The sequence below is a fragment of the Azospirillum oleiclasticum genome, assembly GCF_013423485.1.
Lineage (GTDB): Bacteria > Pseudomonadota > Alphaproteobacteria > Azospirillales > Azospirillaceae > Azospirillum > Azospirillum oleiclasticum.
The window spans coordinates 1-20,188 of record NZ_JABFFR010000053.1 but is presented as its reverse complement, the minus strand read 5'-3'; the positions used below and the strand labels follow the sequence as shown (position 1 = coordinate 20,188).

The following is a 20,188-nucleotide window of genomic DNA, read 5'->3' as shown; positions in this document are numbered from 1 at the left end:
GCCGGCATGGCGCACCAGGGACATATCCTGGCAACCATATTGCCACCGAGAGCACAGGATTTAAGACATGACGGACGGCGCCGCAGCAGTAGATAAAACATACTTCCTGTTGGAAAGCTGCGGGCGGACGGCCACCAATTGGATATCGGAAGCGCTGAACCGTCATCCGGAGGTCTTGACGACCCACGGCATCGACACGACACCTGTCAAGGTCGACCGGACGCTCAACCCGGACTTCAAGGGGACGCCGGGGGTTGCGTTGCGCAGCGAGAGCGATCTTCCTCTTGATGAGTATTTCGACCTTCTGGAGGAGCAGCGGCCGGAACCGGTGATCGGGAGCATTCATGGCTACAACGGCGCGATACCCTACCTGCGCCCGGAGAATTACCGCCGCCGTTACCGCATCGCCACCATAACGCGGCACCCGGTCATCCGGGCCATGTCAATACACAATCAAAACATGAAGTCGTTCGATCCTCGTGTCAATCCAGATGTGCGCAAGCTGCTCATTGAGCGAAATCGTGGTTTCGTGAAAGCAAACCTGGCGGCCCATCCGGAATATTCGGGAATCCTGAATGCCGCCGGCTTCGATCTCGAAAATCCGCATGATATGACATTCGTCTTGTCGGTCCTGGTCATACGCAACCGGGACTCCGTCAATCTTCACACCGGTATGCCGGTCTATCTTATGGAGCGGCTTACCAATGAGATCGATAATTTCTACCATCTCTTCAATTTCATAACCGATGGGCGGATTCCCCCTGACCAGACCTTCATCGAATCGGTTTTGAATCAGCCCAAGCGGTTCACAAGCGCGACGGAGCGCGCCGGCTTTCTCCAGTACAAAAGCTGGTCGGACTGGCAACGGCGGTTCTTCGCCCTCGCCATGCAATACAAGGGTCTGGGCGAGGCGTACGACAAGCTCGGGTACGACATGTCATATGTAAAATAGGAGCAATGCAGGTAGATACGGCGATGTTCTTTGTTGCAATGATTGTTGTGGAGGGTTTTTGAAATGGCATTCACCGATTCAGAAGGAAAATCGGATGATGATTCGAAAGTTTCTTTCGAATCAATGATGTATGATGCTTTGAAAATTCGTCTTGTCGAGGAAAAAATCATAGAGATTTATCATTCCGACAGGATACAAAGCCCCGTTCATCTCTCGATCGGGCAGGAGCATGTGGCGGTCGGGGTGTGTGCGGCGCTGCGCCGCGACGATCCGCTTTTCGGCACCTACAGAAGCCACGCGTTCTACCTGGCCAAGGGCGGCGACCTGAAGCGCATGTTCGCCGAGCTGTACGGCAAGGCCACCGGCGGGGCGAAGGGCAAGGCGGGGTCCATGCATCTGAGCGCCCCCGAGGTCGGTTTCATGGGCAGTTCGGCGGTGGTCGCCAGCAACATCCCCCACGCCGTCGGCGCCGCCCTGGCGGCGCGCCGGCGCGGCACCGGCCAGATCGCGGTGGCGGTGTTCGGCGACGGCGCCACCGAAGAGGGCGTCTTCCACGAATCCATCAATTTCGCCGCCCTCCACAGGCTGCCGGTCCTCTTCCTGTGCGAGAACAACGGATACGCGGTGCATTCCCCGCTGGCCGCCCGGCAGGCGTACCGCATCGGGACGCTGGCGGCCGCCTACGGGGTGCCGACGCACAGCCTGGAACGCGGCCATGACATGATGGGGATCCGCGACCTGACCGCGGCGACCGCCGCGCGCGTCCGCGCCGGCGGCGGGCCGGAGTTCCTGGAGATCCACACCTGCCGGTTCCGCGAGCATGTCGGACCGGGAACCGATTTCGATGCCGGCTATCGCGACGACGCGGCCATGCTGGCGTGGCAGGCGACGGATCCCCTGACCGTACACCGCGATCTGGTGGACCGGATGACGCCGGCGCTTCTCGCCGAGATCGAAGCGGCGATGGCCTTCGCCGACGACAGCCCGTGGCCCGGTCCCGAGGAGTTGCTGACCGATGTCCTCTGAAAGCCTGAACACCGGCGCCATGCCGGACACCCTGTCCTACGGTGAGGCGCTGCGGCTGGCCATGCGCGACGCCCTGGCCTGCCGCCCCGACACGATCATCATGGGACAGGGGGTGGACGACCACAAGGGCACCTTCGGCACCACCCTCGGGCTGGCCGGGGAGTTCGGTGCCGACCGTGTCTTCGACACGCCCCTGGCGGAGGAGGGAATGACCGGCATCGCGATCGGCGCGGCGCTGAACGGCCTCTATCCCATCATGACCCACATCCGGGCCGATTTCGTCCTGCTGGCCATGAACCAGATCGTCAACCTCGCCGCCAAGTACCGCTACATGTTCGGCGGGTGCTTCGAGGTGCCGATGATGATCCGCATGGTGGTCGGGCGGAGCTGGGGACAGGGGGCGCAGCACTCGCAGAGTCCGCAGTCCCTGTTCGCCCACATCCCCGGCCTGATCGTGGTGACGCCCAGCTCGCCGCGCGCGATCCTGTCCACCTACGCCCACGCGGTGCGGCACGTCCGCAACCCGATCCTGTGCATCGAGCACCGCCTGATGTACGGGCTGGACTTCCATATGGACGAGGAGATGCCAGCCGATCCGCTGACCTCCCGCCGGATCCGCCGGGGTCGCGACCTGACCATCGTGGCCACCTCCATCATGACGCTCGAGGCCCAGCGCGCCGCCCGGCATCTGGCCGATTTCGGGATCGAGGCCGAGATCATCGATCTGCACTGCGTGTCCCATCCCGATCACGATCTGATCATGGACAGCGTGCGCCGCACCGGCCGCCTGCTGGTGGCCGACACCAGCTGGCTGCCCTACGGAACCGCGGCGGAGATCTGCCGGATCGTCGCGGAACGCGACCCGTCCGCGCTCAAGGCGCCGGTCGCCACGCTGGGCATGGCCCCGGCCAGCTGCCCCACCGCCAAGAGCCTCGAGGATGTCTTCTATCCCAGCCTGCGCGATCTGGTGGACCGGGCTGCCCGGCTGGTCCGCGGCGGGAACCATGGGATCCCCCTGCCGGACGAACGCTCGATGGCCGACGTCTACAAGCGCTTCAAAGGGCCGTTCTGATCGGGGCGGCGAACGCCCGGGCATCAGGCGTCCTCAAGAGGAGATGGCTCCCATGATCATCAGCCGCACTCCCTACCGGATTTCCTTCTTCGGGGGCGGAACCGACTATCCGGCCTGGTACCGCCGGCATGGCGGGCGGGTCATCTCCACCTCGATCGACAAGTACTGCCACATCAGCGCGCGCTTCCTGCCGCCTTTCTTCAACATCCGCCACCGCATCGTCTGGTCGCACATCGAGACGGTGCAGTCGATCCGGGAGATCCTGCATCCAGCGGTGCGGGAAGGACTGCGTTTTCTCGGCTTCACGGATGCCACGGGGGTGGAGATCCACCACCAGGGTGACCTGCCGGCCCGCACCGGCATGGGCTCCAGCTCCTCCTTCGCGGTGGGTCTGATCCACGCCCTTCTGGCCATGCGTGGCGAGACGCCCGACCCCGCACGGCTGGCGGCGCTGGCCATCGAGCTGGAACAGGAGCGCCTCCGGGAAAGCGTGGGCTCGCAGGATCAGGCCGCCGCCGCCCACGGCGGCTTCAACGTTATCGATTTCAGCCGTGACGGTGCAATCCGCGTGACCCCTCTGGCGATCACCGCCAAGCGGTCGCAGGCGTTGCAGGAGCGGCTGATGCTGTTCTACACGGGCCTGAGCCGCTTGGCCTCCGACATCGCCACCGACGTCATCGCCAACATCCCCGCCCGCGAGGAGCAGCTTCACCAGATGCGGGATCTGGTCGACGAGGCCGAACGGGTGCTGCTGGGGGGCGACCTGGACGATTTCGGGCGGCTGCTGGACCGCACATGGCGACTGAAGCGCCAACTCAGCGCCTTGGTCAGCAACGAGATGGTTGATAGCGTCTACGACCGCGCCCAACAGGCGGGTGCCCTGGGCGGAAAGCTCCTGGGGGCCGGAACCTCGGGCTTCATGCTGTTCTACGTGCCACCGGAGCGGCGGGACGAGGTGAGAGAGGCACTGCGGGACCTGCTGCACGTTCCCTTCCAGTTCGAGGAGCATGGCTCGACCCTGTTGCCCAATACAGGAACGGGCGCGCGCGCGCGGATTCCTGCGTGAACGCCGGCGCGCGCGAGCCTGCCGCTTGGCAGGTGCTGGAGGAGCGGGAGCTGCTGCGCCGCGACCCCTGGATGCGGATCGCCGTGCAACGGGTGCGGCTGCCCGATGGCCGGGAGATCGACGACTACCACCGGATACGGTTGCAGGATGTGGCCGTGATCCTGGCTGTGGACGGGGCGGAGCGGCTTCTGGTGCTCAACGGTTACAAGCATGGACACGGCCGCGTCGACCTCACCCTCCCCGGCGGGGCGATCGACCCCGGCGAAACGCCGTTGGACGCCGCCCGCCGGGAACTGCGGGAGGAGACGGGACTCGCCGCCGCGTCCTGGCGGGCGCTTCACCACGCCGTCACCAACGCCAACTACCATTGCAGCACCGAGCATTATTTCATGGCGCGAGAGCTGAACGTCGTCGGCGGCACCACGAGCGGCGACCTGGAAGCGATGGAGGCGGCATGGCTGACCCCGGACGAGGTCCGGGCACGGGTGGCCGACGCCGGGGCGCCGGTGGTGCTGGGGGTACTGTGCGGCTTTCTTCTATACCTGCGCCAACTGGGCGAAGTGTCATGAGATATTTTCACGCTGAGCAAGCGTTTTGTTCAGGCGGCAAGTTTTGGCTCGAAGTGCTTTCGGGCCTTTGCGACGGCGTAGACGGCGACGAGGGCGGGCTTTCCCTTGGAGCGCAGGCGTGCGTTGCCAATGGTCGAGATTTCGGCACAGGTGGGCCGTCGTTTGCCGGACTGCCACAGCGCCGGGATCACCCCGACATAGGCGGACAGGACGGCGGCGCTGTCGAAGCGGGCGGGATCGCCGAGTTCGGCGATGAGGCGTGCGGCGGTTCCTGGGGCAATGCCGTCGATGGAGGTCGGCGGCGAGCCGACGTCGTGCTCGTCGAGCAGGCAGGCGATGTCGTTGCCGTGCTCGGCGAGGCCGCGACGGCCCTCTCCCGGCCATCAGGGCAACCATCCTACCAGGGGGTGGTCCGATGAGTGGAGATCATACAAGCGCAGCCCCTTCCGCCCGCACCCTGGCGGATGTTTCCGCCATAATCCTTGCCGGGGGGCTGGGAACCCGGTTGGGCGGAGTCCTGCCCGGTGTCCAGAAGGTGGTGGCGCCGGTGGCCGGGCGTCCCTTCGCCGCGCATCTCCTGCGCCAGCTTGCGGCCCAGGGCGTCCGTCACGTGGTGCTGGCTCTGGGGCACCACGCGGAGGCGACGGCCGAGGCGCTCGAACCCATCGCCCGCGCCTTGGGCATCACCCTCGACCGGTCGGTGGAATCGGCGCCTCTGGGCACCGGCGGCTCGGCTCGCCTGGCGATGCTGCGGTCCCGGTCCGATCCGGCACTGGTCATGAACGGCGACAGTCTGGTGGATGTGGACCTAACCGCGCTCCTGGACTGTTTCCGTAGCGGTGGCCCCGGCGTGGTGACGCTGGTCCGGGTGGACGACACCGCGCGATACGGCCGGGTGGAGTTGGACGCCGCGGGCCGGATTGCGGCCTTCCATGAGAAGAGGGGAACCGGACCCGGCCTGATCAACGCCGGCGTATATCTGCTGTCCCGGGCCATGGTCCTGTCTTTGCCGGAGAACCGACCATCATCCCTCGAACGCGACCTGCTGGCCCGTGCCGATCGCCTTCTGGGCCTTCCTGTCGACGGCCGCTTCCTCGACATCGGCACGCCGGAAAGCTTGGTCATGGCCGATGAATTCGCAGGAGCCCTGCCGCCCCGCGGGAACACCATCGCCGAAGAGGCGGACCTTGAGGCGGACGAGCATGCCGCGCGGCTTGCCCTGGTGCTGGAACGGAACCCCGAAGCGGCGGAACCTCACCATCCCCCCAATCAGGACGCGCTGTTCGGGCCAGGCCGGGCGGATGCCCGCCTTCTTGCGGTGATGGAACGGCCGGCCGGGCACCGCGCGGAGCTTCCCGTCGCCATGCACCGGGTCGTGGCCGACGCCGCCCTGCTCCTGGGCCGGCTCGACAACGCCGTGGATCGCTATCGGGCGCTGTCCGCGGAGGGGGATCCGGTCGATCTGCGGCGGCTGGGGTTCGCCCTGTTCGCCGCGGGCGCGTTCCAGGATGCCGTGGAGGCGCTGGGCGCGGCGACGCGGGCCGATGCCGGCGACTGGCTGGCGTGGCGCCACCTCGGCGGCGCCCTGTTCGCTCTCGGCCGGCTGGGTGACGCGATCGCATCCTATCGTACCGCCATCGCCCGCGCGCCCCAGGAAGCCGAGGCATGGCGCAATCTCGCGCGCTGTCTGCGGGCCCGCGGCGACGACGCCGGGGCGGTCGCCGCCTATGGCGCGGCACTCACGCTCGCGCCCGAACGCGCGGAAACCTACCGCAACCTCGGACACATCCATTACTACGCCCACCGACTGGACGCGGCCGCTTCCCAGTACCGCCGGGCCGCGACGATCACCCCCGGCTCTCCGCTGGTCCATTTCAGCCTGGGATGCGTGGCCTTTTCGGCGGGGGACGTGGCGGAGGCCGGACATTCGTTCGCCGAGGCCGAGCGGCTGGACCCGGAACATTACCCGACCTTCGGCTTGGCCCTGGTCGAGACGGCCCGCCTTGCCGGCGAGAGCGTTTCCGAGGACCGGCTCGAAGCGTGCCGGCGCCGGCTGGTCCGGCATTTCCGCAAGGCCCAGGCCCGCCATTACGGCATCGCGATCGATGCGGCGCGTGTCCGTTGCCTGTGGCCGGCCCGCTTTCCGGAGTTCTTCCAGGCCCAGGGGATTCCGGTGGAGGAGTATCCCGCGCCGGCACCCCCCGTCCGTTCCGTAGGGGCGCCCTGGCATGTCGCCGCCAGCGTCGCCCGCGCCGAGGAGGCGCTGGCGCCGCTTCGCCTAGTCCGCCGGTGCCGGGCGACGCTCTCGCTGGCCGAGCACTGCAGCAGCGCCTCCCTGATCACCGACGACGCTTATCTGGCTGAGATGGTCTACGAGCGTCCGGCCACGGGTCCGCACGGGGAGGCCTTCTATTTCCCCCCTGACGATCCGCTGGCCTTCCCGGTGTGGACCCGCAGCACGGCCCTGCCGACGCTCCATGTCGACACCCCCGCCACTGTCATTGGCGGCAGCTTCAACTATGGCCATTTCCTGCTCGACACCCTGGGCAAGCTGATGGTGGCGGAGCGGTTCGGCGACCGCAGCCGACCGGTCCACACCTTTCCCCTGCATGGGGACTTCGGGGCCATCGCACGCTTGCTGTTTCCCGACCGCGCCTTCCATGACATGGCCGTGAGCGCCGGCCGGAACGCCATCGTCCATTTCGCCGATGCCGAGGTGCCGGGCCGCGCGCCCTATCACACCATCGTGCCCGGACTGGCCCGGCGGGCGGAACAGGCGGGGCTGTTCGGACGGGAGGACGGTCCGGAGTGGGTATACCTGTCCCGCCGGCATTACCGGCCGCTGCGCCACCGAGTCGACAACGACGAGGAGGTGTCCGCTTTTCTAGAGGCGCGCGGCTTCACCGTCATGTTCCCCGAAAAGCTCGATTTCCGCGAGACCGTCCGTGTCTTCCGCTCGGCCCGGACCATCGTCTCGCCTATCGGCGCGCAATACGGCAATGTGGTGTTCTGCCGGCCGGGCGCCCGCTACATCGAGCTGACCCCGACCTTCCACAGACCCAACCCCTCGAACCAGCATTACGACTGCATCAGCCATTACGCCGGCGTTGACTTCATCCGGCTGTGGGGAGAGGACACCTTTCTCGACCCGACCGATCCGACGCTTTGGACCAGCCGCTTCGACATCACGGATCTGGCGTCGGCGCTTGACAACTGGCCGGGCCCAGTGACCACATAGCTGTGCAAAAATCGCCAAAGTTGATCGACCAAGCCGTTGGACAGAGGTTCGCTGCGAGCGTGTATGTGCGGAGCGCGGGCTGTGATACCGAACTGAGATCGTGCCCCGAGGCGTGGTTTAGGAGCTGGGTCACTCTACAGGTCACCGGCTGATCTGGCCGGTCTTGTCATGCGGACGCGTTGGGCAGCATGATTGTGGGATCACCGCTGAGCGGGGCGATGGTTTCCAGATGCTATGGGAGCGCCGGAGGAATGGACCACTGGCGCATGTCGGCCCGATGGAGACATTCCCATGCAGCAGCAACCCGACCTTGGCCGTGCGACGGCCGCACTCGCTCCGGATGAAACCCTTGTCGTTGTCGTCGAGATGAGCCGCTCCACTTGGTTGGTCGCCGGGCTCGACGGGATCATAAGTTCAATTGAGAGAAATTTTCCCGAACCGGCCAGAGAAGCGGCGACGGCTGGTCAAATCGGTCAGGACCAAGCCGCAAGTTTGGCTTCGAGCGTGGCGCGCGCAGGATGGTGTCCGCGTCCACCTTCCCCGACAGCCGCTCGCGCGGCTTGCGGCCGAGGAAGAAGGCGATGCGCTCGGCGTTGGCGCCGCTGGGGTGGGGCAGACCGGCGAGGACCCGGGCCGGGTCCACCGCGCCCGCGCGGGCGACCGCCCCCGTCTTATGTGTGATAAGCCCCGTTATCAGCGGTTCGGCGCCGCCGCCGCGGCCGCGGTTGACGCGCCCCGCCGCGGTGACGAAGTATGAGGCGTTGCCCCGCCGCCGGAGCACCCTCCATGGCCGACCGTGAACGCCTGACCGTCACCCTACCGGCCGCCATAGCCGCCGCCGTCAAGGGCGCGGTCGCCGGCGGCGACTACGCGTCGAGCAGCGCGGTGGTACGCGAGGCGTTGGGCGACTGGGCGCGCAAGCGCGACCAGCAGCAGCACGCGCTGGCCGATCTCAAGGCCGACCTCGCCGACCTCTGGGCCCATCTCGCCACCGAAGCCTCCGAGGCGGTGGCGACGGACTTCATCCACGCCGTCGAGGCCGCCTTCCAGCCGCTGCGCCGTTTTCCTCAGGCCGCGGCCGCCCGCGACCATCTGGCCCTCGGTCTGTGCGTCACCTTCCACGGCGCCTACGCCATCCATTTCCGCGCCACCGACGACGCGGTGGTCATCGTGCGCGTGCTGCATGGCGCCCGGGACGCCGCGGCGCTCACCGCGCGCGGGGGCTTCGCCCCATGAGCCCGCAGGCCCGGTGACTCGCCATGTGGCCGGAGGAGCGTGTCATGTCGATTGCCCTGGAGCAGGTCAAGGCCGAGGCGTTCAAACACGGGATGGCCAAGGGACAAGCGGCGAGCCTGTGCCGGTTGCTCAGCCGGAAGTTCGGAGAGCTGCCCCCCGGCGTGCGGGCGCGCATCGAGGCCGCGTCCCTGGAGGAGCTCGACGCCTGGACCGACGCTGCCTTGGATGCCCCCACCCTGGAGCGGGTGTTCGACGCGCACTGAGCGGACAACCCACCCGAGCGACGACAAGCCGGGTTCGTCCGCCAACCCGTCCGGCAAAGCGCCGATCGGCGCGCTTGCGGCCGGATGTCCGCTTCGCGCCAGCACCGCCCCCCGGACACGCCGCACCGTCTTGCGGAACGGGTTCAAGGACGGTCGGCCGGCCGCTCGACCCGGTTGCTCAGCACACCGATGCGCTCGACCTCCAGCTCGACCACATCGCCATGGTCGAGAAAGCGGTTCTGTTCGAGGCCGCAGCCGTTCCCCACGGTTCCCGAACCGATGAACTCGCCCGCGTGCAGCGTCTCGTCCTGCGACATGTGGGCGATCATCTCCTCGAAGCTGAACAGCATCCCGGACGAGCTGCCGTGCGAGCGCGTCTCGCCGTTCACGCGCGCGGTCATCGTCAGGGCGTAGGGGTCGCCGATCTCGTCGGGGGTGACGATCCACGGGCCGAGGACGTTGCCCCCGTCGAAGCTCTTGCCCTTGGCGGGACCCAGCCAGCCCGGCATCTCGCGCGCCTGCTGGTCGCGGGCGGAGAAGTCGTTGAAGATGGTGAAGCCGAAGATGTGCCGGCCGGCCTGCGACACGGGGATGTCGGCTCCGGTCCGGCCGATGAAGATCCCCAGTTCCAGCTCGTAATCCATCAGCCGGCTGTAGCGCGGCCAGCGGACCGTGTCGCCGGGCCCGCCGACGGTCAGGCGGTTGGTGATGTAGTAGATCGGCAATTGCCCGTACACATCGGGAAGCGGCGGCAGCGGTTCGGCGTCGATGGCCGCGAGCGCCGCCGGATCGCTCCCGGCGGCGATGCGCCGCATCCCGCGGATGGATTGCCGGATGTGCAGCGGAAAGCTCATGCCGTCGCGCATCTGGCGCGGCTCCGGGACGGGTGCCAGCAGGCGGATCGCGTCGAGGGCGTGGGTCGGCCCGTCGTCGCCGCGGCAGCGCTCGGCCAGCGCCCGTGCCGTATCGAGCCCGCGTTCGCCCGCGTCCATGAGCGCCAGCATGGAGACGAAGGGGGCGGCATCCAGCCCGGCGCGCCCGGCCGCGGCGCGAAGGTCGAGAAGGCGCCCGGCGTCGGCATCGACGACCCCGACGCGCGGCTCTCCGGAGCCGAGCAGGAATGTGGCGAGTTTCATGATGATGTCCGTTGTCGATGGTGGAGGGGCGCCCCGCCGGGCGCCCGCGATCGGACCGGCAAGCCAATGAATTGACTTGCCGTATTGCGTTCAAACGCCACGCAGGCTTTCCCGCGCCCACGTGGGCCCGCCGCCGCAGTCGCGGCGGCCGGCGAGCGCTTGAAACGGTCGGTTCAAGCGCTCGCCGGTATCAGACCTGCGCGGCCAGCCAGAGGGCGAGGCCGGGGAACAGCAGGAGCAGCACGATCAGCAGCAGCGGGGCGGCCAGGAACGGCAGCACCCCCAGATACATGTCGCGCAGCGAGATGTCCGGCGCCTGGGCGCGGATGACGAAGAGATTCATGCCGACCGGCGGGTGGATGAGGCCGATCTCGACCACGATGACCAGCAGGATCCCGAACCACACCGGGTCGTAGCCGTTCGCCACCACCAGCGGCAGGAACACCGGGACGGTCACCAGCACCATGCCGATGCCTTCCAGGAAACAGCCGAGCAGGATGTACACGACGATCAGCAGCGTCATGACCATCAGCGGCGGCATGCCGGTCGCCCCGATCCATCCGACGATGCTCTGGGCGATGGTCGTCTGCACGACGAAGTAGGAGAAGATGGTCGAGCCGATGATGATCAGCACGATGTTCGCGGTGATGCGCGCGGTCTCGGTGAAGCAGTCGAGGATGCCGAACCGCGTCAGCGTCCGCCGCCAGAGGCCGAGCAGCAGGGCGCCGAAGGCCCCCACCGCGGCGGCTTCCGTCGGCGAGAACCAGCCGAGATAGATGCCGCCGAAGGTCACCAGGAACAGCGCCGCCACATCGGCGACGTTCAGGAGGATGCGCACCGTCCCGCCACCCTCGTCGCGCCGGATCTCCAGCGCGGCGTCGGGCCGCAGGCGCGCCCACACCACCACCGTCAGGACATAGAGCGCCGTCAGCACCAGACCGGGCACAATGGCCGCCGCGAACAGCTTGATCACCGGCTGCTGCGCGATGATCGCGTAGATCATCAGGATCAGGGACGGCGGGATCAGGATGCCGAGCGTTCCACCGGCCGCCACGGCACCGGCGGCGAGTGCGGGGGAGTAGCGCGCCCGCAGCATCTCGGGGATCGAGATCCGCCCCATGGTCGCCGCGGTCGCGACCGAGGAGCCGCACACCGCCCCGAACGCCGCCGAGGCGCCGATCGCCGCCATCGCCAGCGAGCCGCGCGTTCCCGCGAACACCGCGTTGCTGGCGCGGAACAGGTCGGCCGACAGCCCGGCCAGGGTCGCCAGCGCCCCCATCAGCGTGAACAGGGGCAGCACCGACAGGGCGTGGGCGGACGCCAGCTCCAGGGGCACCGCACCGAACACGAACTGCGCCTTGGTCCAGCCCTCCAGCGCCACATAGCCGCCGAAGCCGACGAGCCCGAGCGCCACCCCGACGGGGATGCGCGCCAGGATGAGCAGGAGGAGGACGCCCATCCCGGCGAAGCCGATCGCGGTCCCGCTCATCGGCCGCCCCCGGCATGGGTGAGGCCGGCGATGCGGTGACGGGCCGGCGCCGGCCGGCACGCACGCAGGATCTTGCGGACCAGCACATGGGCGGAGACGAGCAGCGCCAGCTCGATGGCCCCCAGCAGGAACACGATCGGCACGGGAATGTCCGGCTTGACGTCCCAGAAACGCCAGGCGTCGGCGATCGGCTGGATCATGGTGTAGGCGAGCAGCAGGATGAAGGCCAGCATCGCCAGATCGCCGAGCAGCTTCAGGGCGAACAGGCCGCGCCGGCCGACCTTGTGGTCGAACACGTCCACCTTGATTTGTTCGTCGCGCCCGAGACAGTCCGCAAGGGCCAGCAGGGCGGCCAGAACCAGCGTCGTCTCGACGACGGCGACGGATCCCGGAAGCGGCCAGTTCAGCAGCGCGCGCAGCGCGATGTCGGCGATGGTCCAGAGCATCATCACCGCCAGCGCCGCGGCGGCGAGGAGCGTCAGCAGCCGGGCGCTCGCCGGGGACGGGGTGGGGTCACCCGGCCTCACGGCATGCCCTTCTCGACACGGGCCTTCAACTGCGCCTGGAAGTCACGGATGACGGCCCGATCCCCGGAGGCGCCGGCCAGCTTGTCGGCGAGCGGTGCCGCGAGGGTCTGGAAGGCCGCGGCCTCCTCCGCCGAGGGCTCGATGACGGTGACCTTGTTGTCCTCCAGATAGCGCCGCCCCGCGGCCTCCGCCTCGTCGTAGAGGGCGCCGACCCGGCGCGCCGCCGCCGCACCCGTGGTCTCGTCGATCAGCCGGCGCAGGTCGGCCGGCAGGGAGTCGTATTTGGCCCGGTTCATGACGAGGGCGAAGGTCGCGGCCGACGCCTTCAGGTCGGTGACGGAGTGCAGGCTCTTGGCCATCTGGAAGGCGTGCGCCGCCTCGAAGTTGAACACCATGCCGTCGAGCACGCCCTTGTCCATGGCGTCGGCGAGGTCGGACGGCGGCAGGGCCACCGGGCTGCCGCCCCACGCCGCGACCATCGCCGAGGTGATGGGACCGTTGTGGCGCAGCCGCAGGCCGGCCATGTCCGCCGGCTTGCGGACGGTCGCCTTGCGCATGTAGAGGCCGATGGTGGGGGAGGCGAGCGCGTAGAGGATGCGCGTCCCCTCATGCTCCTTCTCGAGCAGCGGGGCGAGGTCGGTGAGGATGGCGGAGGCGTCGGCGATGCCGAGCGCGCGGCTCCCGCCATCGACCTTGCGGTTGAAGGCGTAGGGCAGTTGCGCCGCCTCGGTCACCGGGAAACGGCCGGGAAGGGCGCCGTGGATGAAGAAGGCCACGTCCGCCACGCCGGTGCGCGCCAGGTCGAACTGGCGCGGCGGCGGTCCCATCTGGCCGGACGGGAAGACGTTCACGCGCAGACGCCCGTCCGACTTCGTCGCGAGTTCCTCCGCCCAGCGTGTCAGCTCCTTGTGGATGGTGTGGGCGGGGGGCAGATAGTGCGAGACGGTGAGCTTGATCGTCTCGGCCCGCGCCTGCACCGCCACCGCGGCGGTGGCGATCGCCACCGCCGAGCACAGGACGGCGCGCCATACCCTTTGTCGTGTGTTCCTGAGCATCCAACCCTCCCGCTTTCCTTGTCTCTCGTTCATCGGAACGGTCTGCGCCGTCCTCAGCCGGCCATCTCGCGCACCAGCGCCCGACCGGTCACGATGGAGAAGACCTCGTCCGGGGTCCGTGTGTCGACGCCGGTCCGGCGCCAGGCGATCACCTGATCCGGGCGGATCAGCACCAGATCGGTCTCGTAGAGGTCCTGCGCCTCGGGTTCGGCGCAATCGACGACGGTCAGGGAAACCCCCATCCGCCGGGCCGCCTCCACATGCGCGTCCGCGGACGGCGGCTTCGGCCCCAGCCGGAGCAGCGTCCAGTCGAAGCCGAAGAGGTCGTAGAGCGACCGCGTCTCGTCCAGCCAGAGATGCGGCGCCCGCCCCCCCGGCTTTCCGGTCGGCACATAGACCGTCGGCCCGTCGGGCGGCGGCGGGCTGCCGTCGCCGGCGATGATCGGAGACGCGTCGTAGCGCGCACCGAGCGTGAATCCGGGAATGTCGAACTCGGCGCGCGCGTGCGCCTCCAGATAGAGTCCGGCGCGCCGGCGGGCGGCCTCGCCGGCCTCCCCCGCCTCCTCCAGCGCCGGGCTGGGCCGGTAGAGCCCGATGGATTCGGCGAAGCGGCGGGCGAAGCCGGTGTTGCGCAGCGCCACCGGCCGCCGTTCCAGCTCGTAGCTGTCCAGCAGCGACGGCGGCGCACGGCCGGTCACGACGCCCGCCAGCTTCCAGCCGAGGTTGACCGCGTCCTCGATGGCGGTGTTGTAGCCCATGCCGCCGGTCGGCGTGAACAGATGCACCGCGTCGCCGCCGAGGAACACCCGTCCCTGCTGGAAGCGGTTGGCGACCAGCGTGCGTCCGGCGATCCAGGCGTCACGCGACAGCACCTCCACCGGGATCGACACGCCCATGGCCTGGGTGAAGAGCGCCACGGCGTCGGCGTCGCTCAGGGATTCCGCCGATTCCCCCGGCCGGAGCTGGGTGTGGAAGGCGAACTCGCCGCGCCCGTCGACGGCCCCCATCACCGCGCGCCGCTCCCGGTTGAAGGCCCAGTATTGCCAGGCGCGCGGATGCGGGCAGGCCGCGTAGAAATCGGGGGCCCGCAGATAGAGCGCCAGCATGGTGCCGCCCATGAAGTCGCGGTCGGCGCTGCCCTCCCCCTCGTAGGCAAACCCGAGTTCGCGCCGGACGAAGCTGCGGGGGCCGTCGGCACCGACAAGGTAGAGGGCGCGGATGCGGCGCGGCTCGCCGCTTCCCTCGGGGACGACCTCCGCCTCCACCCCTCCCGCGGTCTCCTGAAAGGCGCACAGACGCCAGCCGTAGCGGACGGACACCGAGGGCTGGGCGTCCGCATGGCGCCGCAGCACCGCCTCGACGAATTTCTGGGAGACGCGGTGGGCCGGTTCGGCGGCACTCCAGGCGCGGTCCTTCCGCCGGATCAGCCGCGCCGCCTCGCGCGAGCCCGGCAGGGGAAAGCGGGCGAGTTCATGGGCCGTGAAGCGGGTGAAATAGGCGACGTCGGTCGGGTGCTCCGGCGGCAGCCCCTGGGCACGGATCTCGTCCGCGAAGCCCAGGCGCCGGAAATGCTCCATGGTGCGCGCCTGCGTGGCGTTCGCCTGCGGGTTGAAGGCGGTCGAGGGTTTCTGGTCGATCAGGATCGTGGCCACCCCGCGTCGACCCAGCTCGTTCGCGAGCATCAGCCCACAGGGTCCGCCCCCCACGATCAGCACGCCGGTGGTTTCGGCGGTCGTCGTCTCGGCGGTCATGGCTCCTTCCACGGGCGGCACCGCGATCAGGCCCCGGTCTCGTGGTTGACGGTGAAGTCGGGCGGCGGGGTGGGGCCCCAGATGTAGAAGGAGTCCTCCGGCGGATGGTCCGTCGCCTCCCAGTCGCAATTGGCCGGGATGAAGTCGATGTCGGCGGAATACTCCGCGTAGCTGCCCCACGGGTCGCGCACGTAATGGAAGTAGTTGGAGCCGAGGACGTGCCGCCCGAGACCCCAGCCCTGCGCGAAGCCGCGGTCAGCCATCATCATCGCTCCCAACCCGACCTCGTGGATGGAGCCGACGTCCCAGCTCAGATGGTGCAGGCCGGGTCCGGTCGATTTCGCCAGCGCGATCAGGTGGTGGTCGGAGCCGTGGATGCCGTGCAGGAAGGCGACGATGTCGCCCGACCGGTCCGACAGCCGCAGCCCCAGCACCCGCTCGTAGAAGGCGATCGACGCCGGAACGTCCGCCGTGAAGAGCAGGATGTGGGCGAGACGGCGCGGCCTCACCGGCTGCGACGCGGAGCGGGGGTGCGACCCCATGGCGCCCGGCGGGGCGCTGGCGAGGTCGAACCGGGTCTTCTCCGATGGCGAGGATTTCTCCGCCACCTTGATCTCGATGAGCATCCCGTCGGGGCTGCGGAACCACAGCCCGTTCGTCTCGAAGCCGGCGGGCGGATCGACGAGCGGCACCCCCTGCTCCTGGAGATGCCGCTTGAAGGCCGGGAACTCGTCCTCGAAGACCCCGAAGGAGACATGGGACAGCCGCTTTCCCCCGCCCTCCCCCAGCGTTCCCCAGCGGTGCGGGTGGCCGACGGTGTGCAGGTCGAGGCCGTTGCCGCGTTCGCGGACATCGAGCCCGAAGGTGCTGTAGAACCGCTGCGCGTCCGTCAGGTCCGGCACCACCATATGGAAGCCGTCGATGGAATGGACGCCGAGTTCGCCCGGGCGGCGGGTCGGCAGCATGCGGCCGCAGATGCGGGTCATCGTCTCCCCCCTGTTGTTCGTGCCTTGCCGTTGGTTCTCAGGCCGCGTCGGCGACGGGATTGCGCAGCACGCCGATGCGCTCGATCTCGACCTCGCAGACGTCGCCGGGCTTCATCCACAGCGGCGGCTTGCGCGCCGCGCCGACGCCGCTCGGGGTGCCGGTCACCAGCAGGTCGCCCGGCTCCAGCGTGATCGCCTCGCTGATGATCGCCACCAGGGTGGGCACGTCGAACACCAGGGCGTCGGTGTTGGAGCTCTGGACGACGGCGCCGTTCAGCCGCGTCTCGATCCGCAGCCCCGCCGCCCCCGGCGGCAGCTCGTCCGCGGTCACCACCACGGGACCGAACGGGCCGGTGTCGTCGAAATTCTTCCCCATCGTCCATTGCGGCGCCTTGAACTGGTAGTCGCGCACGGACCCGTCGTTGAAGATCGAATAGCCGAACACATGCTCCAGCGCGCGCTCGCGCGGGATGTGCCGCCCTCCCCGGCCGATGATCGCCACCAGCTCGCCCTCATAGTCGAACTGCTCGGAGACGGTCGGCCGGAGCAGCGGCGCGCCGTGGCCGATCAGGGACGAGGTGAAACGCCCGAACAGGGTGGGATAGTCGGGCTGTTTGAATCCGCTCTCGGCCGAATGGTCGATGTAGTTGAGCCCGACGCAGATGATCTTGCCGGGCCGGCCGACGGGTGGCAGCAGGGTGACCGCGTCGAGCTCCACCGGCGCCCCGGCGGACAGGGCATCGCAGGCGGCGCCGAAGGCGGCCCCGTCCATCGCCAGGAGGGTGTCGAGGTGGCCGGGAAAACCCGGGTCCGTGTCGCGGAGCCCGCGGAAGGCTGCCCCATCCCGGCTGATGGCGAGGCCGGTGCCGGCGGAATCGCGATAGGCGGCAAATCTCATGACGCGTTCGTCTCCAGTATCCGCGTGCGGGGTCAACAGTTTGATTGGTGTGCAGTCTATTCGCCCAATTGATGACCGGAAGGTGACAGATTGATCCGATTGATACCGGATTGTGATCGCTGTAGGCTTTGGCGATGAAGCTGAACCAGCTCCGCGACATCGCCGCCATCGCCGAGCATGGCAGCCTCAGGGCCGCCGCCCGCCATCTCGGGCTGGCGCAGCCGGCGCTGACCCGCAGCGTCCACGAGCTCGAACACGAGCTGGGCGCGCCCCTGTTCGAGCGACGCGCCCGCGGCATGGCGCTGACCCCGGTGGGGGAGGCGTTCGTCCGCCGCGCGCGGGCGATCCTGAGCGACGTCCGCCGTGCGCGCGAGGAGGTGGAGCAGCTCCGCGGCCCGGCCGCCGGCTCGGTGGTGGCCGGGCTGTCCGTGGCCGCGCACATGGCGATGCTGCCGCGCGCCCTGGCACGGTTCCGCGCGCGCTATCCGGATGTCCGGCTCCATCTCATCGAGGGGTTCTTTCCGACGCTGGAAGCCGGGTTGCGGGCCGGGGCCGTCGATTTCTACATCGGCCCGCAGCCGGAACGGGCCATGCCGACGGATCTGATGGCCGAGCTGCTGTTCGAGAACACGCGGGTGGTGATCGGGCGCATCGGGCATCCGCTGTCCGCCGCGACCTCGCTGGTCGATCTGGGCGGGGCGGAGTGGGTGACCACCACCATCACCCACCGCGCGGCGGAGGAACTCCACCGGCTCTTCCAGGAACGCGGGCTGCCGCCGCCGCGGCTGGTCATGCAGACCCAGTCGGCGCTCAGCATGATCATGGCGATCGCCTATTCCGACGCGCTGGGCATGCTTCCCGTGCAGTTCGCCGACTTCGCCCTGACCACCGGTACGCTCGCCCGCATCCGCGTCCGGGAGACGCTGCCGGCACCACCGATCGTCATGATCCGCCGTACCGGGCTCACCCTGACGCCGGCGGCGGAGTGGCTGGCGGAGTGCTGCCGGCAGGCGGCACCCCCGCCACGCCACCGGGAACGCCCGGGTTGAACGCTCGGGTTGAGCGATCAAGCCATGCGGTTTCGCAGGCGGATCGTGATCGAGCGGCTGGGACCTTGTTCGCAGCGGATGCGCCCCCACCCGATTCGCGGCCAACCGGCACCGGCCGGCGGCGATCCATCCACAAACCCGGCGGTTTATCCCGTGGGGTCTGGTGACGCGGCTGTGGACTCTGGTGACGCGCGACTCGCCACGACTCGGGTTATCCCGTGGACTCTGGTGACAAAGCAAATAGTAGAGAATCAACGAGCCAACAAATAGCCTGCGTCACCACAGTCCACATTGCTTTCCGGTGCAGTCCTCGTCCATGATCGGATGATCCAGCGTGGAGTTCGGAACATGGGTGACATTCACCAGCTGGTGCTCCAGCACGGCCAGGAACAGGCCAGGCGTCTGGTCACACCGGATGAACGTCACCTCGTCGACATGGCCGCGGCGGTGCTCGCGGTGGAAAACCCGGCACTCGGCATCTCCTATTCGGGGTTCTGCCTGACCGCCCTGCCGCATCGCCGGCTGGCCGACACCGACCGGTGGGAACGGGTCGGGCACAACGTCACGCTGGTGGTCGAGCCCGGATCCCTGCCCGACGCCTCCGGCGTCACCAGAGTCCACGGGGTGCCCTACGGCAGCCGGGCCCGGATGATCCTGCTGTACCTGCAGACCAGCCGCGGCGCCAAGTTCGAAGGACAGCATCGTGAAGGGGGGCATCGCGCTGCACGAGCTGGACGACGACCTGCAACCGCGGCTGTGGGTGGACACCGTGCGGCTGTCCGACGCCTTCTTCCAGGCGCTGCGGGAACACCCGGTCCCGGTCAACGAGGCGGCGCTGATGCAGATCGCCAACGACAGCCCGGCCCTGGACGTCTACATCTGGCTGGCCTACCGGCTGCGCTCCCTCACCGGCCCGGCACCGGTGAGCTGGGCGGCGCTGCACCAGCAGTTCGGGGCCGGCTACAAGCTGCTGCGGCAGTTCCGGCCGAAATTCACGGCGACCCTGAAAGAGGCGCTGGCGGTCTATCCGGAAGCCAAGGTGACGGTGGACGAGACCGGCATCGTGCTGCACCCCTCCCGGCCGCCGATCCCGGAACGGGAGCTGACACGGATCGCCTGCCCCCCCGCCCTCACCGGGCCAGCGAAGCCAGCGGGAAACCGTCGTCGATCGCCTGCTCCGGCGTCAGGGGGATCTTCCGGTCGAGCAGCTTGCGTCCGGTGAGGTGATCCGCCGGCCGGTTGACGGAATCGATGGCGATCAGCATCCCGTTCCGGAAGTAGAAGACCGAAAAGCGCCGTTCCGCCACCGATCCGCGCACCACCGCCCGGTCATGCCCGGCGGACAGGCCGACGATCTGCAGCTTCACATCGTATTGATCCGACCAGAACCATGGCGCCGCGACGAAGGGGCGTTCGCGGCCGAGCAGCGCCGCCGCGGCCGATTTCCCCTGTTCGACCGCGTTCTGGACCGATTCCAGGCGCAGCGGCGACCCGCCATCCAGAACACGCCGGGCGGTGCAGTCGCCGACCGCGACGATGGCGGGATCGCTGGTGCGCGCGCCGTCGTCCACCAGCACGCCGCCGTCGCAGGCGAGCCCGCAGCCCTCGGCCAGCGCGGTGTCGGGGATGATCCCGATGCCCACGACCACCAGATCGGCCGGCCAGCGCCGCCCGTCGGCGGTGCGCACGGCGACCAGCCGGCCGTCCTGCCCTTCCAGCGCCGCCACCGCGGCGCCCAGCTCCACCGCCACCCCCTGCGCGCGGTGCAGATCCGCATGGAAATCCGCCAGCAGCGGCGTGGCCGACCGCGCGAGCAGACGGTCCGCCGCCTCCAGGATGGTGACGTCCAGCCCGCGCTTGCGCGCGGCGGCGGCG

At 68.7% G+C, this 20,188-nt stretch carries 21 protein-coding genes; 11 read left to right on the top strand and 10 right to left on the bottom strand.

Going from position 1 to position 20,188, the window contains the following annotated elements; genetic code table 11:
• Positions 1-67 precede the first annotated feature (67 nt).
• From HL658_RS33590 to HL658_RS33560, 7 genes are all read left to right on the top strand, one after another.
• Complete coding sequence (locus HL658_RS33590) at positions 68-952, top strand: hypothetical protein (protein ID WP_180286656.1); 885 nt, start codon at positions 68-70, stop codon at positions 950-952.
• A 123-nt stretch (positions 953-1,075) separates the two neighbouring features.
• Complete coding sequence (locus tag HL658_RS33585) at positions 1,076-1,978, top strand: thiamine pyrophosphate-dependent dehydrogenase E1 component subunit alpha (protein ID WP_425485408.1); 903 nt, start codon at positions 1,076-1,078, stop codon at positions 1,976-1,978.
• Complete coding sequence (locus HL658_RS33580; RefSeq protein WP_180286654.1) at positions 1,968-3,050, top strand: alpha-ketoacid dehydrogenase subunit beta; 1,083 nt, start codon at positions 1,968-1,970, stop codon at positions 3,048-3,050. The genes HL658_RS33585 and HL658_RS33580 overlap by 11 nt, the downstream gene beginning before the upstream one ends.
• Before the next feature lie 52 nt (positions 3,051-3,102).
• Positions 3,103-4,116 (top strand): GHMP family kinase ATP-binding protein, encoded by a 1,014-nt coding sequence (locus tag HL658_RS33575; protein WP_180286653.1) that lies wholly within the window; start codon positions 3,103-3,105, stop codon positions 4,114-4,116.
• On the top strand, positions 4,113-4,685 hold the full coding sequence (locus HL658_RS33570) for an NUDIX domain-containing protein (protein WP_180286652.1): 573 nt from the start codon (positions 4,113-4,115) through the stop codon (positions 4,683-4,685). The genes HL658_RS33575 and HL658_RS33570 overlap by 4 nt, the downstream gene beginning before the upstream one ends.
• Positions 4,682-5,104 (top strand): hypothetical protein, encoded by a 423-nt coding sequence (locus tag HL658_RS37525; protein WP_246338191.1) that lies wholly within the window; start codon positions 4,682-4,684, stop codon positions 5,102-5,104. The genes HL658_RS33570 and HL658_RS37525 overlap by 4 nt, the downstream gene beginning before the upstream one ends.
• Positions 5,101-7,923 carry a sugar phosphate nucleotidyltransferase gene (locus HL658_RS33560; RefSeq protein ID WP_281378935.1) on the top strand — a complete coding sequence of 941 codons (2,823 nt, stop codon included), beginning with the start codon at positions 5,101-5,103 and terminating at the stop codon, positions 7,921-7,923. The genes HL658_RS37525 and HL658_RS33560 overlap by 4 nt, the downstream gene beginning before the upstream one ends.
• A gap of 406 nt (positions 7,924-8,329) precedes the next feature.
• On the opposite strand, the gene HL658_RS36760 is transcribed toward HL658_RS33560, so the two are convergent.
• A complete protein-coding gene (locus HL658_RS36760) occupies positions 8,330-8,704 on the bottom strand; it encodes a hypothetical protein (RefSeq protein ID WP_211109917.1) in 375 nt (124 codons plus the stop codon).
• Between the two features lie 5 nt (positions 8,705-8,709).
• On the opposite strand from HL658_RS36760, the gene HL658_RS33550 reads away from it, so the two are divergent.
• Together HL658_RS33550 and HL658_RS33545 are read left to right on the top strand one after the other, a co-directional pair.
• Complete coding sequence (locus tag HL658_RS33550) at positions 8,710-9,159, top strand: type II toxin-antitoxin system RelE/ParE family toxin (RefSeq protein ID WP_180286650.1); 450 nt, start codon at positions 8,710-8,712, stop codon at positions 9,157-9,159.
• Between the two features lie 44 nt (positions 9,160-9,203).
• Positions 9,204-9,422 (top strand): DUF4351 domain-containing protein, encoded by a 219-nt coding sequence (locus HL658_RS33545; protein ID WP_180286649.1) that lies wholly within the window; start codon positions 9,204-9,206, stop codon positions 9,420-9,422.
• Between the two features lie 143 nt (positions 9,423-9,565).
• On the opposite strand, the gene HL658_RS33540 is transcribed toward HL658_RS33545, so the two are convergent.
• The 7 genes from HL658_RS33540 to HL658_RS33510 form a co-directional block, all read right to left on the bottom strand.
• The gene (locus HL658_RS33540; protein ID WP_180286648.1) at positions 9,566-10,558 is read right to left on the bottom strand and encodes a fumarylacetoacetate hydrolase family protein; all 993 of its coding nucleotides are present in this window, start codon (positions 10,556-10,558) and stop codon (positions 9,566-9,568) included.
• 190 nt (positions 10,559-10,748) lie between these two features.
• Complete coding sequence (locus HL658_RS33535) at positions 10,749-12,047, bottom strand: TRAP transporter large permease (RefSeq protein WP_180286647.1); 1,299 nt, start codon at positions 12,045-12,047, stop codon at positions 10,749-10,751.
• Positions 12,044-12,574 carry a TRAP transporter small permease subunit gene (locus HL658_RS33530; protein ID WP_180286646.1) on the bottom strand — a complete coding sequence of 177 codons (531 nt, stop codon included), beginning with the start codon at positions 12,572-12,574 and terminating at the stop codon, positions 12,044-12,046. The genes HL658_RS33535 and HL658_RS33530 overlap by 4 nt, the downstream gene beginning before the upstream one ends.
• Entirely contained in the window at positions 12,571-13,629 is a 1,059-nt protein-coding gene (locus HL658_RS33525; RefSeq protein ID WP_180286645.1) for a TRAP transporter substrate-binding protein, read from the bottom strand. The genes HL658_RS33530 and HL658_RS33525 overlap by 4 nt, the downstream gene beginning before the upstream one ends.
• 53 nt (positions 13,630-13,682) lie before the next feature.
• The gene (locus HL658_RS33520) at positions 13,683-15,380 is read right to left on the bottom strand and encodes an FAD-dependent oxidoreductase (RefSeq protein ID WP_180286644.1); all 1,698 of its coding nucleotides are present in this window, start codon (positions 15,378-15,380) and stop codon (positions 13,683-13,685) included.
• Between the two features lie 26 nt (positions 15,381-15,406).
• Positions 15,407-16,366, bottom strand: a complete 960-nt coding sequence (locus HL658_RS33515; protein ID WP_180286643.1) for a VOC family protein — start codon at positions 16,364-16,366, stop codon at positions 15,407-15,409.
• Between the two features lie 37 nt (positions 16,367-16,403).
• A complete protein-coding gene (locus HL658_RS33510) occupies positions 16,404-17,264 on the bottom strand; it encodes a fumarylacetoacetate hydrolase family protein (protein ID WP_180286642.1) in 861 nt (286 codons plus the stop codon).
• Between the two features lie 134 nt (positions 17,265-17,398).
• Here HL658_RS33510 and HL658_RS33505 point away from each other — a divergent pair, with 134 nt between their 5' ends.
• The gene (locus HL658_RS33505; RefSeq protein WP_180286641.1) at positions 17,399-18,313 is read left to right on the top strand and encodes a LysR substrate-binding domain-containing protein; all 915 of its coding nucleotides are present in this window, start codon (positions 17,399-17,401) and stop codon (positions 18,311-18,313) included.
• Positions 18,314-18,589: 276 nt separating this feature from the next.
• Here HL658_RS33505 and HL658_RS37520 read toward each other — a convergent pair whose 3' ends face one another.
• Positions 18,590-19,015: a hypothetical protein gene (locus HL658_RS37520; RefSeq protein ID WP_246338189.1), complete on the bottom strand. Its 426-nt coding sequence runs from the start codon at positions 19,013-19,015 to the stop codon at positions 18,590-18,592.
• A gap of 1 nt (position 19,016) precedes the next feature.
• Between HL658_RS37520 and HL658_RS37515 the strand changes: the two genes are divergently transcribed.
• Positions 19,017-19,535: a replication protein RepA gene (locus HL658_RS37515; protein WP_343055414.1), complete on the top strand. Its 519-nt coding sequence runs from the start codon at positions 19,017-19,019 to the stop codon at positions 19,533-19,535.
• Here HL658_RS37515 and HL658_RS33495 read toward each other — a convergent pair.
• A partial coding sequence (locus tag HL658_RS33495) for an NAD(P)/FAD-dependent oxidoreductase (RefSeq protein WP_180287712.1) occupies positions 19,444-20,188 on the bottom strand: 745 nt, incomplete at its 5' end. The genes HL658_RS37515 and HL658_RS33495 overlap by 92 nt on opposite strands.